Source organism: Streptomyces sp. SS1-1, from assembly GCF_008973465.1.
Classification (GTDB): Bacteria; Actinomycetota; Actinomycetes; order Streptomycetales; family Streptomycetaceae; genus Streptomyces.
In genome coordinates this window covers 4,709,758-4,723,954 of record NZ_WBXN01000004.1, presented here as the reverse complement: position 1 = coordinate 4,723,954, position 14,197 = coordinate 4,709,758, and the positions used below count along the sequence as shown (strand labels likewise).

The 14,197-nt window shown below is 73.8% G+C and carries 11 protein-coding genes; all 11 read right to left on the bottom strand.

Annotation, left to right across the window (positions count from 1 at the left end):
• Window positions 1-130: 130 nt before the first annotated feature.
• The gene (gene moeZ / locus F8R89_RS23180) at window positions 131-1,309 is read right to left on the bottom strand and encodes an adenylyltransferase/sulfurtransferase MoeZ (RefSeq protein WP_151785747.1); all 1,179 of its coding nucleotides are present in this window, start codon (window positions 1,307-1,309) and stop codon (window positions 131-133) included.
• Between the two features lie 63 nt (window positions 1,310-1,372).
• Window positions 1,373-2,233: a spherulation-specific family 4 protein gene (locus F8R89_RS23175; RefSeq protein ID WP_151785746.1), complete on the bottom strand. Its 861-nt coding sequence runs from the start codon at window positions 2,231-2,233 to the stop codon at window positions 1,373-1,375.
• A complete protein-coding gene (locus tag F8R89_RS23170) occupies window positions 2,221-3,222 on the bottom strand; it encodes an NAD-dependent epimerase/dehydratase family protein (protein WP_151785745.1) in 1,002 nt (333 codons plus the stop codon). The genes F8R89_RS23175 and F8R89_RS23170 overlap by 13 nt, the downstream gene beginning before the upstream one ends.
• A 235-nt stretch (window positions 3,223-3,457) precedes the next feature.
• Window positions 3,458-4,702 carry a hypothetical protein gene (locus tag F8R89_RS23165; RefSeq protein WP_151785744.1) on the bottom strand — a complete coding sequence of 415 codons (1,245 nt, stop codon included), beginning with the start codon at window positions 4,700-4,702 and terminating at the stop codon, window positions 3,458-3,460.
• A 121-nt stretch (window positions 4,703-4,823) separates the two neighbouring features.
• Entirely contained in the window at window positions 4,824-6,500 is a 1,677-nt protein-coding gene (locus F8R89_RS23160; RefSeq protein WP_151785743.1) for a DUF3492 domain-containing protein, read from the bottom strand.
• 221 nt (window positions 6,501-6,721) lie between these two features.
• Window positions 6,722-8,371 carry a dipeptide ABC transporter ATP-binding protein gene (locus F8R89_RS23155; RefSeq protein ID WP_151785742.1) on the bottom strand — a complete coding sequence of 550 codons (1,650 nt, stop codon included), beginning with the start codon at window positions 8,369-8,371 and terminating at the stop codon, window positions 6,722-6,724.
• Complete coding sequence (locus F8R89_RS23150) at window positions 8,368-9,366, bottom strand: ABC transporter permease (protein ID WP_151785741.1); 999 nt, start codon at window positions 9,364-9,366, stop codon at window positions 8,368-8,370. The genes F8R89_RS23155 and F8R89_RS23150 overlap by 4 nt, the downstream gene beginning before the upstream one ends.
• On the bottom strand, window positions 9,363-10,349 hold the full coding sequence (locus F8R89_RS23145; RefSeq protein WP_151785740.1) for an ABC transporter permease: 987 nt from the start codon (window positions 10,347-10,349) through the stop codon (window positions 9,363-9,365). Before F8R89_RS23145 ends, F8R89_RS23150 begins: the two co-directional genes overlap by 4 nt.
• 4 nt (window positions 10,350-10,353) lie before the next feature.
• On the bottom strand, window positions 10,354-12,072 hold the full coding sequence (locus F8R89_RS23140; RefSeq protein WP_151785739.1) for an ABC transporter substrate-binding protein: 1,719 nt from the start codon (window positions 12,070-12,072) through the stop codon (window positions 10,354-10,356).
• A 197-nt stretch (window positions 12,073-12,269) separates the two neighbouring features.
• A complete protein-coding gene (locus tag F8R89_RS37240) occupies window positions 12,270-12,362 on the bottom strand; it encodes an Ms4533A family Cys-rich leader peptide (protein WP_318841307.1) in 93 nt (30 codons plus the stop codon).
• A gap of 56 nt (window positions 12,363-12,418) precedes the next feature.
• A complete protein-coding gene (locus F8R89_RS23135; protein ID WP_318841306.1) occupies window positions 12,419-14,194 on the bottom strand; it encodes a DUF3152 domain-containing protein in 1,776 nt (591 codons plus the stop codon).
• Window positions 14,195-14,197 lie beyond the last annotated feature (3 nt).

Sequence of the window (14,197 nt, the reverse complement as noted above, 5' to 3'; positions counted from 1 at the left end):
GCCAGCGCACCGTAGCCGCACGCACTGACAACGGGAGCGGCGTCGACCCCGACAACGGCGGAAGCCCACGGCATCTGAGTGGTTCAGAGCCGTGGACTTCCTCAAGCCGCTGGTCAGCGGAAAGGGGCGGTCAGTAGACCGGCTTGTCGGGTTCGATCTGGTTGACCCAGCCGATGACGCCGCCGCCGACGTGGACCGCGTCCGAGAAGCCTGCGGACTTCAGGACCGCCAGGACCTCCGCACTGCGGACACCCGTCTTGCAGTGCAGGACGATCTTCTTGTCCTGCGGGAGGGTCTCCAGGGCGGTGCCCATGAGGAACTCGTTCTTCGGGATCAGACGGGCGCCGGGGATCGAGACGATCTCGAACTCGTTGACCTCGCGGACATCGATGATGTCGATGTTCTCGCCGTCGTCGATCCACTCCTTGAGCTGCTTGGGAGTGATCGTCGAGCCGGCCGCCGCCTCCTGGGCCTCCTCGGACACGACGCCGCAGAAGGCCTCGTAGTCGATGAGCTCGGTGACGGTCGGGTTCTCGCCGCAGACCGCGCAGTTGGGGTCCTTGCGGACCTTGACCTGGCGGTACTGCATCTCCAGGGCGTCGTAGATCATGAGGCGGCCGACCAGCGGCTCGCCGATGCCCGCGAGGAGCTTGATGGCCTCGTTGACCTGGATGGAGCCGATGGACGCGCACAGCACGCCCAGGACGCCGCCCTCGGCGCAGGAGGGGACCATGCCCGGCGGCGGGGGCTCCGGGTAGAGGCAGCGGTAGCACGGGCCGTGCTCGGACCAGAACACGGAGGCCTGGCCGTCGAAGCGGTAGATCGAGCCCCACACGTACGGCTTGTTCAGCAGCACGCATGCGTCGTTGACCAGGTAGCGCGTCGCGAAGTTGTCCGTGCCGTCGACGATCAGGTCGTACTGGCTGAAGATGTCCATCACGTTGTCGGCCTCGAGCCGCTCCTCGTGAAGGATCACGTTCACGTACGGGTTGATGCCCTTGACGGAGTCACGGGCGGACTCGGCCTTGGAGCGGCCGATGTCGGCCTGGCTGTGGATGATCTGGCGCTGGAGGTTCGACTCGTCGACCTCGTCGAACTCCACGATGCCGAGCGTGCCGACGCCCGCCGCGGCCAGGTACATCAGCGCCGGCGAGCCCAGGCCGCCGGCGCCCACACAGAGCACCTTGGCGTTCTTCAGCCGCTTCTGCCCGTCCATCCCGACGTCGGGGATGATCAGGTGGCGGGAGTACCTGCGAACCTCGTCTACGGTGAGCTCGGGGGCGGGCTCGACCAGGGGTGGCAGCGACACGGGGACTCCGTTGGTCGGTCGATCACTACATTTGTTCTCCTCGTAACAGTGCCACGGCCTTTTTCATTCCGAGACACCTGTTCCGATCCGCGAGACGATGTCGTCCCAGTAGCCGGGCATGGCCTCCCAGGGGTCGGTGCGCCCGCCCCGGTCGGTGCGGTCGGTGAACCAGACGGTCTCCGCGCCCTGCCAGCGCGCGATGCGCAGCGCCTCGTCCAGGTGCCCGCGCGGCACCCCGTGGACCAAGTGGCAGAAGCGGCCGGGCGGATAGTCGGCCGTCCACTCCGCCACCTGCGACCAGCGGTACTCGGACCAGGGCCCGGAGAACGTGACGAGCTGGTCGCCGCACTCGGCGTATCCGGGGTGCGGGTGGGTGCCGTGGGCGAGGACAATGTGGGCCTTGTCACGCAGCGCGCGCAGCCTGCCGACCGCGCGGCGGGTCTCGGGCAGATCGGCGCGTTCGATCGGGCAGCGGTCCAGGTAGAAGCCGTCGACCCGGTACCAGTCGATGTACCGCTGGGCCTCGGACATCAGGTCGCCGATGCTCCGGCCGCCGCCCCCTCGGGGCCGGCCGAGGTCCGGTCCGCACGGTTCCGTCGCGCGTAACCGCGGTCCGCCGGGGCGGGCGGTGTCGAAGCGCGTCGTGTCGAAGCGCGTCGTGTCGAGGCGCGAGGCGTCGAGGTGGCCGAGGACGCGGACGCCCGCGTTGCGGAGGCGGCCGGCTGCCTCCAGGCAGTGGGGGTCGGGCTGGGTGCCGGGGCCGTCGGCGACGTTGAGGACGGCCCAGTGCACGGGGGCGCCGGGGCGGGTCAGCTCCGCCCACTCGGCCGGCGCGAGCAGGGGGTGGGCCAGGCCGGGGATGCCGAGCCCCGGGCGCAGGTCCGTGCTCGCGGTCGTCGTGGGAGTACCGGTCAGATACGGCATGCCGCCTCCATCCAGATGTCGCCCAGGGACTCCTCGAGGCTGATACGGGGGCGCCACCCGAGCCGGTCGCGTGCCGTGCGCACGTCCGCCTGCTGCCAGCTGCCGCAGCCGTCCGGGTAGGCCACGGGCGCGGCGTTGTGCCCGGCGTGACCGGCATGGGCGCCGTGCGGGCCGTGCGCCGCGTGGTCCGAGTCGCCCCGGGGGTGCCCGATGGTGGCGCGCAGCGGGCCGGGGGGACCGTCGAGTTCGTGCAGGGCGCCGCCGTATCCGGCCACCCGGGCGAGGACGGCGGCCGCGTCGCGCAGGCGGACGGCGCGTCCGGAACCGATGTTGATGACGCCCTGCGCCGCCGAGAGGGAGGCGGCGTGGACGGCGCGGGCGACGTCCCGGACGTCGACGAAGTCGCGCTGGGCGCCGAGCCCGGTCAGTTTCAGCTCGCCGTCGCCCGACTGCATGGCCCGGCGCATGGCCTCGGCGAGGCGGCCGAGCGGGGAGCCGGCCGGGGTGCCCGGGCCCGCGGGTGAGAAGACCCGCAGCACGACGGCGTCCAGGCCGGACCCGAGGACGAGCTCGGTGGCGGCGAGCTTGCTGACGCCGTACGGGCCGCCGGGGCGGGGCACGGCGTCCTCGGCCGTGGAGGAGCCGGGCTGGCTCGGTCCGTACTCGGCTCCGCAGCCGATCTGCACGAGCCGGGCGCCGCAGCCGCTGCGCCGCAGGGCCTCGCAGACGGTGGCGACGGCGACGGTGTTGTGCCGGGTGAGCTCACGGGCGCCGCCGCGGGTGGCGCCGGCGCAGTTGATGACGACCCCGGGGTGGACCGCGTCGAGGAAGCGGGTGAGGGCGCCGGGGCTGCCGGACGCGAGGTCGAACCGGACGTCCGCGTCGTCGCCGCGGCCCAGCGCGGTGAGCTGGACGGCGGGGTCGGCGAGGAGACGGTCGGCGACGAAGCGGCCGAGATAGCCGTTGGCTCCGATCAGCAGCACTCTCATCGCGCGGCTCCCGGGGCCGAGGGGAGGTCGGGTCGGGAGGTGGTCATGGGAGGTCTCTCCTTCGTCGGGGTGCCTCCGGCGGTTCGGGCCGGGGGCTAGAAGTGGCTGGAGAAGCGAGGGGAGCGGGGGAGGCAAGGGCCGTGGGGGCCGTGGGGGAAGTGAGGGGTGCCGGGCAGGCGGCGCGGCCGGGGGCCCGGCCGTGCGCCCCGGGCGAGGGCTCCACCTGGTCGCCGGCTCACCACCGCTCCTCCCCCGCCGCGTCGGCCGGCGCCGCGTGGGCCGACGCCCGGGTGAGGGTGCGGCTCGCGTGGAGCAGCAGGGCCAGCGCGGCGACGCCGCAGGCGAGGGCGGGGACGGCGGCGGCTCCCCAGGCGTCGGTGAGCGCCCGGGTGGGGGTCCCCAGCCACGCGCAGCCCGGGAGGCGGGCCGCGAAGACGGCGGCGAGGGCCGTCGCCTCGGCCGCCGCGGTGGCGGTCAGGAGGAGCGCCGGGGCGTGGGTGAAGCCGTGCACGGTGAGGAGGCGGGCGAGGAAGAGCAGGGCGCCCAGCGTGAGGGTCGCCGGGTAGGCGGCGGGCTCGTCCAGGGCCGCGGCGGTCGCGGCGGTGAGGGCCGCGAGGGCGGCGACGTAGACGGCGAACACGACCAGCAGCAGAGGCTGCACCGAGGTGGCGAAGTCGGCCAGGGCCCGGCTGGAGGACAGCGTGCGGCGGGCCCGTACGGCGAGGAGGTGCGCGCACCAGGCCGCGGGGGCGCAGGAGAGCGCGAGGGCCAGGAGGGGCGCGGTCGTGAGGGGCCAGGGGCTGTCGGCTCCGCCGGACGGCAGGGTGTCGGGGCCGCCGGTGAGGGCCGCGCGCAGGAGGCCGTCGCCGAGGAGGGCGTAGCCGAGGAGCCAACCGGTCCAGGTCGCCGTCGGGCGGGTGGGGTGCGGGGTGGACAGCGGTCCCCTGGCCAGGGCCGCGCGCAGCGCGAGGAGCACGGCGAGCGCTCCGACGGCGGCCGCGATCAGACGGGTCTGGCCGTGGGTGAGACGTACGGCGGCCAGGGTGGCCGCGCCGAGCGCGCCGGGCAGGAGCGTGAGGAGCACCCAGTCGGCTCGTACGCGCGGCGGTGCGACGGGCTCGGGGGCGCCGGGGGCGTCGCCGTCGCGGGGCACGCGCGCGTACATCTCCTCGGCCAGCGAGAAGACGTCCCGGTGGCGGAAGCGGGCGGCGGTGCGGTCGGTGATGCCGTGGGCCTCCAAGCCGGCGGCGATCTCCAGGGGGTCCACCGCGCGGGCGCACAGGTCGTGGTGCCGGTGCATCAGGGCCTTCACCGGGTCGGCGCCCGCGCGGGGCGGGCGGGGCCGGTCGAGGGGGTGGGCGAGGGCCTGGTCCTCGGGGCCTTCGGCGTCGGCCGTGAGCCACTCCTCGGCGCGTTCGTCCCAGATCTCCGGGCCGCCCGGCGCGGTCAGCGGCCGGTCGGTCCCTCCTGCGGCGGTCATCGAGTCCCCTCCTGTGCCGGGGCCGGCCCAGCCGGCGTCCCGCCGATCCACGCGTCCCTCATCGCGCCCCCTCCGTCAGCGGAACCGGACAAGTCGACGTCCCGGCCCGTCCCCACGCCCCTCATCGCGCCCCCTCCGGCAGAGGAGCCGTGGTGGCCTCCGGCGGCCCCGCGTGCCTGCGCTTGTTGGTCCAGTGCCCGGGCACATGCGCCTCGGCCGGGACGCCGAACGGCAGCGGGGCGCCGGCGTCGTCGAGGACCACGCGCCGGAGCGGTGTGCCGGCGACGACGTCGAGGTAAATGCCGTGAAATGCCGCGACGTTCTGCTCGACCGTGAACAGTTCGAGGGCTCGCGCGCGGGCCGCCGCGCCGAGGCGTTCACGGCGCTCGGGGTCGCGCAGCAACGTCACGCACGCCTCCGCGAGCGCCCGCGGGTTGCGCGGCGGTACGACGAGGCCGGTGCCGCCGATGACCTCGACCACCGCGCCGACGTCGGTGGACACCGTGGCGCGCCCGCAGAGCATGGCCTCGACCAGGCCGACGGGGAAGCCCTCGACGACGCTGGACAGGACGGTCACCGCGCCGGAGGCGTACGCGTCGGCGAGCGACGGGAGTTGCGGGCCGCCGATCTCCTCGAAGGAGACCGGGTTCTCCCCGACGGTGTGCGGGCCGTCGGCCTCGTCGGGGAAGAGCTGGGCGGCCAGCGCCCGGCAGTGGCCGAGGTAGGCCTCCCCCTCGGCTCCCGCCGGGGCGCCGACGATCCGCAGGCGGGTCTTCGGCTCCTCCTTGCGGACCTCGGCGAAGGCGTGCAGCAGGGAGACGAGGTCCTTGGCGGGTTCGACGCGGCCGACCCAGACCAGGGTGTCGGGATCCGCGCACGACGACGCCTCGCCGACCTCCGCGAAGCGGGAGGCGTCCATGCCGGGGTACACCGTGCGCAGCTTGGAACGGTCGGCGCCGCAGCGCTCCTGCCAGCGGCGGGCGTGGGCGTTGCCCGGCGTGATGACGGCGGCCCGGCGGTACGCCTCGGCGGCGAGGGCGCCGTGGAAGCCGGCGAGGAGGGCGCGCACGGCGGGCGGGGCGCCGGTGCCGGCGAGGTACTGGGTGCGCAGCCGGACGCCGTACTCGGTCAGCAGCAGCGGTACGTCACAGAAGTGCCGGGCGAGCAGGCCGGTCAGGGCCGCGGTGCCGCCGGAGGTGGCGTGGCTCAGGTCGGCGGCGCCGAGTCCGTCGTCCTCGTACCAGTCGAGCGAGAGGGGGCGCAACGCGCGTTCGAGGTGGGTGGCGACGGTGAGGAGGTCGGGGACGCGCGCCTCGCGCGCCGTGCGCATCGCGTCCCGCGCGCGGCAGGCGCGCTCGAGGGTGCGTACGGCGGTCTCGGACCGTAACGCGCCGGCGAGTCCGCCTTCGTCGCGGGCGAGTTCGGCGAGCCCGTACAGCGCGTTGCCGAAACGGTCCGCCTGGACGGCGGACGGGGGTTCGGAGGCGCCGTCGGCCCCTCGGTCGCCGCCCGCGCAGAGGACGGCCGCCAACGCGCCGTAGTGCTCCTCGAAGCGCCGGCGGGCGCGGCGGCCGTACCCGGCCCCGTCGTCTTCGGCGGTCCACAGCGACGCCGTGCGCACCCGGCTGACCTGCGGGGGCAGCGGGACCCAGCCCTCGTCCTCCTGGCGCTCGCTGCGGCTGAGCGCGTAGATGTCGAACTCGTGCTGCCCGAGCCCGCGTACGAGCCGGTCGCACCAGAGCCTGGCGTCACCGCTCACATACGGATAGCCACCCTCCGCAATCAGTCCGATGCGCACGAGTACACCCCCGATCTCCCTTGAGGGGAGCCGCCGTACGGCGGCGGCTCACAGCGGGAAGAACGTATGCGCACAAGGCGGTGGCGCGATGGACGGTTGTCCATCGCGCCACCAAAAGGGGTGAACGGTCGTAACTTTCCCGTGCGGGTCGCGTTCCGTCGCGCTAGGAGTTCAAACGCACACGGATCGTCACCCTCTCCACCCTGTTCCGACGGGTCCGGTCAGATCGTGGCCGGCTCCCGTCGCGCCGACCGCCGTCGCGCCGCGACCTCCGGGTCGAGCGCCGGTACGGCGGCCAGCAGTTGCGCGGTGTACGGGTCCCGCGGGTGGTCGTACACCTGGTCGGCGGGGCCCTGTTCGACGATCCGCCCGCGCCGCATCACGGCGACGCGGTCGCTGACCTGGCGCACGACGGCGAGGTCGTGCGCGATGAAGACCAGCGCGAGGCCGAGTTCGCGCTGCAGCTCGGCCAGCAGCGCCACCACCTGGGCCTGCGTGGTGACGTCGAGCGCGGAGACGGGTTCGTCGCAGACGATGACGCGCGGGTCCGCCGCGAGCGCCCGCGCGATGCCGACGCGCTGGCGCTGGCCCCCGCTGAACTCGTGCGGATAGCGGTCGTGGTGGGCCGCCTCGAGTCCGACGCGCTCCAGCAGTTCGCGCACCCGCGCGCGGATCCGCGTCTCGTCCCGTTCGCCCCGCGCGCGCAGCGGGTCGGCGATCGACTCGCCCACGCTGCGGCGGGGGTTGAGGGAGGAGACGGGGTCCTGGAAGACCATCTGCACGGCCGGATCGACGCCCACGCGCGTGTGCCCGTCGTGGCGGACCTCTCCCGCGGTCGGCTCCAGGAGGCCGACGAGCATGCGGCCGAGGGTGGTCTTGCCGCTGCCGCTCTCCCCCACGACGCCGAGGGTCTCGCCCCGGCGGACGGTGAGCGACACCCCGTCCACGGCCGTGAACGCCTTCTTCCCGCGCCCGAACACCCGGCGCACCCCGACGGCCTCCAGCACCGGCTCCCCGGACCCGTCTCCCCCGGCGCCGGACTCCACGCCGGACTCCGCGCCGGACTCGGTGGCCGGCTCGGCGCGGGCCGCCCGGGGCGCGTCCACGCGCGGGACGGCACCGAGCAGTTCGCGCGTGTACGGCTGCCGGGGCGCGCCCAGCACCTCCGTGACGGACCCGTGCTCCACCTGCCGCCCGTGCCGCATGACCAGCACCTCGTCGACGCTCTCGGCGGCCACGCCCACGTCGTGCGTGACCAGCAGCAGCCCCATCCCGGTCTCCTGGCGGAGGGTGTGCAGCAGGTCGAGGATCTGCGCCTGGACGGTGACGTCGAGGGCCGTCGTGGGCTCGTCGGCGATCAGCAGCTCGGGCTCGCAGGCCAGCGCCATGGCGATGAGCGCGCGCTGGCGCATGCCGCCGCTGAACTCGTGCGGACGAGACCGGGACCGCCGTACGGCGTCCGGGATGCCCACCCGGTCGAGCACCTCGACGGCACGCGCGCGTGCGGCCCGCCGCGAGGCACGCGCGTGCACCCGGTACACCTCGGCGATCTGGTCGCCGACGGCGTAGTACGGGTCGAGCGAGGACAGCGGGTCCTGGAAGACCATGGCGGCCGTACCGCCCCGCAGCCGGCGCAGCGTGTCCTCGGACGCCCGCCCCACGTCGACGCCCGCGACCTCGATCGTGCCGCCGACCTCGGCCCCCGTGCCGCGGTGCAGCCCGAGCAGGGCGGAGGCGACGGTCGACTTGCCGGAGCCGGACTCGCCGACGAGGGCGAGGGCGGCGCCCCGCTCCAGGCGGAAGGAGAGCCCGTCGACGGCCCGCAGCCCGCCGAAGTCGACCGTCAGGTCAGCGACCTCGACCAGACTCATGTCAGTACCACCCGTCGGTCGGCCAGCGCGTACAGGACGTCCGCGACGGCGTTGGCGAGGACCACGAAGAAGCCGGTCACCAGGACCATCCCGACGACCACGGGCAGGTCGACGACCTTGACGGCCTCGACCATCTCCCGGCCGATGCCGGGCAGTCCGAACAGCGTCTCGGTGAGCACGGCACCGCCGAACAGGACGCCGATGTTGTTGGCGTTCACGGCGATGAGCGGGGCGAGCGCGCCGCGCAGGGCATGCCGCCCGATGACGGCCCGCTCCCCGACGCCGTACGCGCGGAAGGTGCGCACATGGTCCTCGGCGAGCGTCTCCAGCATCGCGGCGCGGGTGATCCGCGCGTAGGTGGCGGACTCGATGAGGGCCAGCGACAGCCAGGGCAGCAGCAGGTTCCAGGCCCACTGTTCGGGGTCGTCGGCGAAGGGGACGTACTGCGGGAAGGGCAGCAGCTCGAGCTGTCCGCAGACGACGATCATCAGGACGAGCCCGATGACGAAGACGGGGGTGGCCATGCCCGCGAGGGTGAGGGTGGTCAGCACCCGCTCGGTGGGCCGGCCGCGCCGCCACACGGACAGCACGCCGGTGCCGACGCCGATGATCAGCCACAGCACCATCGCGCCGAGCGCGAGCGACGCGGTGACCGGCAGCTTCGCCAGGATCAGCGTCAGGACCTGCTGGTCGCTCTGGTACGACAGCCCGAGGCAGGGCGCGGAGCAGTGCTGGACGGCGGTGCCGGTGGAGTAGTCCTGGCCGGCGACGATCCCCTGGAGGAAGTGCCAGTACCGCACGTACAGCGGGTCGTCCAGGTGCAGTTGCGCCGCGACCTGCTGCACCTGGGCGGGTGAGCAGCGCGGGCCGCAGGTGATCTGGGCGACGTCGCCGGGGGTGACGTAGAAGACCACGTAGATGATCACCGAGAGGGCGAACAGGGTGACGACGGCACCGGCCGCCCGGCGCACGGCGAAGCCACCGAAGCCGTTCATGAGCGGCCGCCCTTCCGGCCCGTGCCGACGCGCAGCCGGGAGGCGGCACGCGGGTCGAGGGCCGTGCGGACGCCGTCGCCGAGCACGGTGAGGGCGAGGACGGTGACGAACAGGGCGCCGGCGGGCAGCAGCAGGTACTGCGGGGCGGCCTGGTACCAGACGTTCGCGGAGGTCAGCATCTGTCCCCAGGACGGCGTCGGCGGCCGTACGCCCACGCCGAGGAAGGACAGGGCCGCCTCGACGGAGATGTTCGTCGGGACGAGGATGGCCGCGAACGTGATGACGGGCGCGGCGAGGCCGGGCAGCAGTTCGCGCCGGGCGATGCGGACGGTGCCCCATCCGCTGAGGCGGGCGGCGGCCACGTAGTCGGCCTCCTTCAGGGTGAGCGTCTGGGCGCGGACCAGCTTGGCCAGGGTGGCCCAGCCGGAGACCAGCCCGACGACCAGCGCCACCAGGACCGGGCGCGGGAAGCTGGTCGGCACCACGGCGAGCAGCGCCAGGGCGACGATCATCAGGGGCATCGCGACGAAGATGTCGGCGACGCGGGTCAGGAGCTGGTCGACCCAGCGGTTCCCGAGCCCCGCGGCGAGGCCGACGGCGACCCCGAGGACGAGCTGGACGACGGTCGCCGCGAGGGCGACGCCCAGGGATACGCGGGCGCCGTACACGAGCCGTGCGAACAGGTCGCGTCCGGTCTGCGGTTCGACGCCGAGCCAGTGGTCGGCGCTGACGCCGCCGAGGGATCCGACGGGGACGCCGCCGCGCGCGGAGTCCACGAGGGACGGTTGGTAGGTGGTGGGGTCCTGGCCCTCGAGGGCGGTGAGCAGGGGCGCGGCGAGCGCGACCAGGACGAGCAGGGCGACGACGGACGCCGCGACGAGGGCGGCGCGCCGGGTGCGCAGCCGCCTCCAGAACTGACGGGCCCCCGAGACCCCCGGAGCGTCCGCCCCGGGGGTCTCGACGGCGAGGACTGCCTCGCTCACGGCGCTACTTCACCGCGACCTGGGAGATGTCGAGGACGCCGGTCCAGTCGCTGATCACGACGTTCTTGACGTCCTTGCCGTACAGCCGCTTGTAGACGGGGTGGAACAGCGGCACGGTGAGGGCCTTCTCGCCGATCTTGCTGTCGAGCGCGCCCCAGCGCTTGGCGGCGGCGCCGAGGTCGGTGAGCTTGTTGATGGCGTCGATCTCGGCGTTGACGGAGGCGTCGTCCAGCAGGCCGTTGTTGAAGTTGGCGCCGTCCTTCACGATCTGCCGGCCGTCGAAGATCGGGGCGAGGAAGGGACCGCCGGAGGGCCAGTCGGCACCCCAGTGGGCGAGGAAGAAGCCGGGCTCGGTCTTCACATTGTGGATCTTGTCGGAGTAGTCGTTGTCCTCCAGGCCCTGGAGCCGGACGGTGATGCCGGCCTTCTTCAGGGCGTCCTGGATGGCGGTGGCGATCTCCGGGCTGGTCTCGAAGTCCTTGGCGTTGGAGTGGGTGAGCGTGACGGTCAGCCCGTCGCCGTGCCCGGCCTCCTTCAGCAGCTCCTTGGCCTTCGCCGGGTCACCGCTCGCGCCGGCCGGGAAGTGGTCGTACGGCGTGTGGCCGAAGGACTTCTGGTCGGGCAGGAAGGTGGTGGCGGGCTCGGCGAGCGCGGAGCCGCCGGCGGCGTTGACGACGGAGGAGCGGTCGAGCGCGTAGGAGATCGCCTGGCGGACCTTGGGGTCGTCGAACGGCTTCACCTTCGGGTTGAAGGCGATGTAGTTCGTGTAGCCGAAGTGCCCGGTGCCGACACGGGCGGCCAGTTCCTTGTCGCCGGAGACCTTGGCGAGTTCGGCGGGGCCGAGGTTGGTGTCCGTGGTGACGGCGGCGGCGTCCGCTCCCTGCGACGCGGAGAGCCGCTGGTTGATCACGGAGGAGTCGAGCCCGGACCGTACGTCGATCCGGTCGGGGTACGCCTTGCGCTCGGCGTCCGTCGTGGCGGACCAGTGCGGGTTGCGCTCCAGGACGAGCCGCTCGCCGTCGTTCTCGTTCGAGACGACCTTGTACGGCCCGGAGGAGACCGGGTGCTGCTCGTACCTGGTGCCGGTGTCCTTGGCCTTGGGGACGGGCGTGAACTGGGTCTGGGTGGCCAGGTACGGGAACTCGCCCTCGGGCTTGTTCAGGTGGAAGACGATGGTCCGCTCGTCCGGCGTCTCGATCGCGGACAGGCCCTTCTTGTCCTTGTACGGCCCCTGGTAGCCGGCGGCGCCGACCAGCCAGTCCCGCAGGTAGGGGGCGCCGCCCGAGAGCTCGGGGGCGAAGGAGCGCTCGATGCCGTACTTGACGTCGGCCGACGTGATCTTGGTGCCGTCCTCGTACTTCAGTCCCTCCTTGAGGGTGAAGGTCCAGACGGTGGCGTCCTTGTTGGGGCGCCCGGTGTCGGTGGCGAGGTCGGGGACGACCTGGGCACCGGCCTCGCCGTTCTCGCGGTTGCGGGTGGTGAGGGTGCGGAAGACGAGCGAGGGGACGTTGCCGCCGCCGGAGGTGTAGAGCCGGGCGGGGTCGAAGTCCTGCTGCGGGTTGGAGTTCAGAACGGTCAGCGTGCCGCCCTTGTAGGGCGTGGAGTCGTTGCCGGCTGCCTTGGCATCGTTGTCCTCAGGCCCGCAGGCGGCGACGCCCGCTGCCACGACCAGGCTGACGGATGCCGCTGCCACGCGGCGCGCTATGACGGACGATTGACGCATCGGAGACGACCTCTCGGTTGATGAAACGCGTGCCGGCCCCGCTTCGGGTCTCGAAGCATGAGATGGAACGACACGGAGTGAGACGTGCTGGAACGGACGTCTGCCCCGGCGTCAGGTCGTCGTGAGGCCGCGCCGGGTCAGGGACCGCAGCACGGAGGAGAAAAGGGGATCGCGACGCGTACGCCGAAGGGCGGGCGTCAGCGACAGTGGATGTCGGCCACGCACAGATGGGTCACGCCGATGAGCGCCAGCTCGATGGCGGCGCGGCAGGTGGCGGGACGGGACGACATGCGCAGAAATATGAACGATTTGGCTGCGCATGTCAATGTGAGCTGTGCGTCACCTGTCAACTCTTGGGGAACGCCCAGGGGTTGGCCTTGCAGGTGATCCCGTCGTGGTCGAGGAACTTGGTCTGCTGCTGCATGACCGGGGCGAGCTCGCCGTCCTTGTCGCAGTTGACATGGCCGAACCCGAGCCGGTGGCCGACCTCGTGGTTGATCAGCATCTGCCGGTAGGCGTGGATGTGGTCGCCGTAGGTCTCGGACCCCTGCGCCCACCGGTAGGCGTTGATCATCACGCGTTCGGTGGCGGCCGAGTCGCAGGAGACGTTGTCCTCGGTGGTGTCGAGGCCGGACTTGGCACACCAGTCGGCGGTGGTGCCGGGGCTGGCGAGCGTGATCACGAAGTCGGCGTCGTCGCCGGGGACGCGCTCGAAGGTCCGGGCGCCGCCGTGGGCCCAGCTCCGCTTGTCGTTCAGCGTCTTCTGCACGGCTTCGGCGAACAGCGCGCCGTCCAGCCCGAGGCCCTGCTCGACGTCCACGCGGTAGGTGAACTTCCGCCCGCCGCCGGGGGCCTTGGCGGTGCCCGGGACGGCGTCGAACTTCCCGGAGCCGGTCGCGTCCGCGGCCAGCGCGTACCGCCGGCCCATCTTCTGGTCGTACGTCAGCGGTGTCGCCGAGGGCGTCGGGCGGTCGTCGGTACGGGAGGCGGGGTCACGGAGGTCCCGCGTGCCGCCCTCGGCGGCCCCGGCCTGGGTGTCGGTGCCGCCCCGGCCCTGCGCGGCCTGTCCGGCGACCACGACGGCCAGCACGGTGACGACGGCGGCGGCCGCGACCCCGGTGAAGGCCCGGCCCCTGCCGCCCTTGACGGGCGCGGGCACGCCGGTCGGCGGCGCGTCGCCGGCGAGGCCCGGGGTCTCGTGGTCGGCGGCCGGGGGGTACGCCCGCCCGGCGGTGCGGGCCACGTCGACCTCGGCGTCGAAGGCGTCCACGAACTCCTGCCGGGGCCCCTCGGAGCCGGGCGCCTGGCGGGGCCGCGGCACGGGGGCACCGGCCGTGGCGGTGCCGTAGGCGACGGCGGTACGCCCTCGCAACTCCCCCCAGCCACCCCCGGCTTCCCGCTGCTCGGGGTGCCCGCCCCGGGCCCTGGGGATCCCGTGGGCGGGGGTGCCGTCGGCGAACCGGGGGACGCCTTGGGCGGGGGTGCCGTCGGGGTGACGCGGGACGCCCTGGGCGGGACTCCCGTCGGGGTGACGCGAAGCACCCTGGGCCGGGGTCCCGTCGGCGAAACGCGGCACCCCACGCGCGGGCGTCCCGTCGGGGAACATCGGCACCCCACGCGCGGGCGTGCCATCGGCGTAGCGCGGCACACCGTGGGCCGGAGTGCCGTCCGGCAGGCGCGGAACCCCGCGCGCCGGGGTCCCATCGGCATAGCGCGGCACACCATGGGCCGGCGTCCCGTCAGGCATGCGCGGCACCCCGTGCGCCGGGGTCCCGTCGGCGAAACGGGGGACGCCACGCGCGGGCGTACCGTCGGGGGCCCCCGGAGCGCCCTGGGCCGGACGCGGAACGCCCCGCGCGGGGGTGCCGTCCGGCAGGCGTGGGAAGCCCTGGGGCGGGGTGGTGCCCGCCGGGTGGGGCCGGCCGTCGTACGCCGGGGGTCCGCCCTGCGGCCCCGGCCCGGGCGGGGGCGTCGGCGCTCCCGGAGGGCGGCCGGGACCCGGCACGGAGGCCCGGCGCTGTGGCCCGCCGCCCTGCTCGGGCGGCGCCTGCGCGGCGTCCTGTCGTGCCGTCGTCTCCGTGGCGTCCCGCTTGGCGAGGCCGCGCCGGCTGTGGCGTCCCACGCG

Excerpts from the sequence above, each read along its gene's own strand:
- F8R89_RS23170 (WP_151785745.1), bottom strand. The coding sequence starts at position 3,222 with ATGAGAGTGCTGCTGATCGGAGCCAACGGCTATCTCGGCCGCTTCGTC.
- F8R89_RS23175 (WP_151785746.1), bottom strand. The coding sequence starts at position 2,233 with ATGCCGTATCTGACCGGTACTCCCACGACGACCGCGAGCACGGACCTG.
- F8R89_RS23140 (WP_151785739.1), bottom strand. The coding sequence starts at position 12,072 with ATGCGTCAATCGTCCGTCATAGCGCGCCGCGTGGCAGCGGCATCCGTC.
- F8R89_RS23155 (WP_151785742.1), bottom strand. The coding sequence starts at position 8,371 with ATGAGTCTGGTCGAGGTCGCTGACCTGACGGTCGACTTCGGCGGGCTG.
- F8R89_RS23165 (WP_151785744.1), bottom strand. The coding sequence starts at position 4,702 with ATGACCGCCGCAGGAGGGACCGACCGGCCGCTGACCGCGCCGGGCGGC.
- F8R89_RS37240 (WP_318841307.1), bottom strand. The coding sequence starts at position 12,362 with ATGTCGTCCCGTCCCGCCACCTGCCGCGCCGCCATCGAGCTGGCGCTC.
- F8R89_RS23150 (WP_151785741.1), bottom strand. The coding sequence starts at position 9,366 with ATGAACGGCTTCGGTGGCTTCGCCGTGCGCCGGGCGGCCGGTGCCGTC.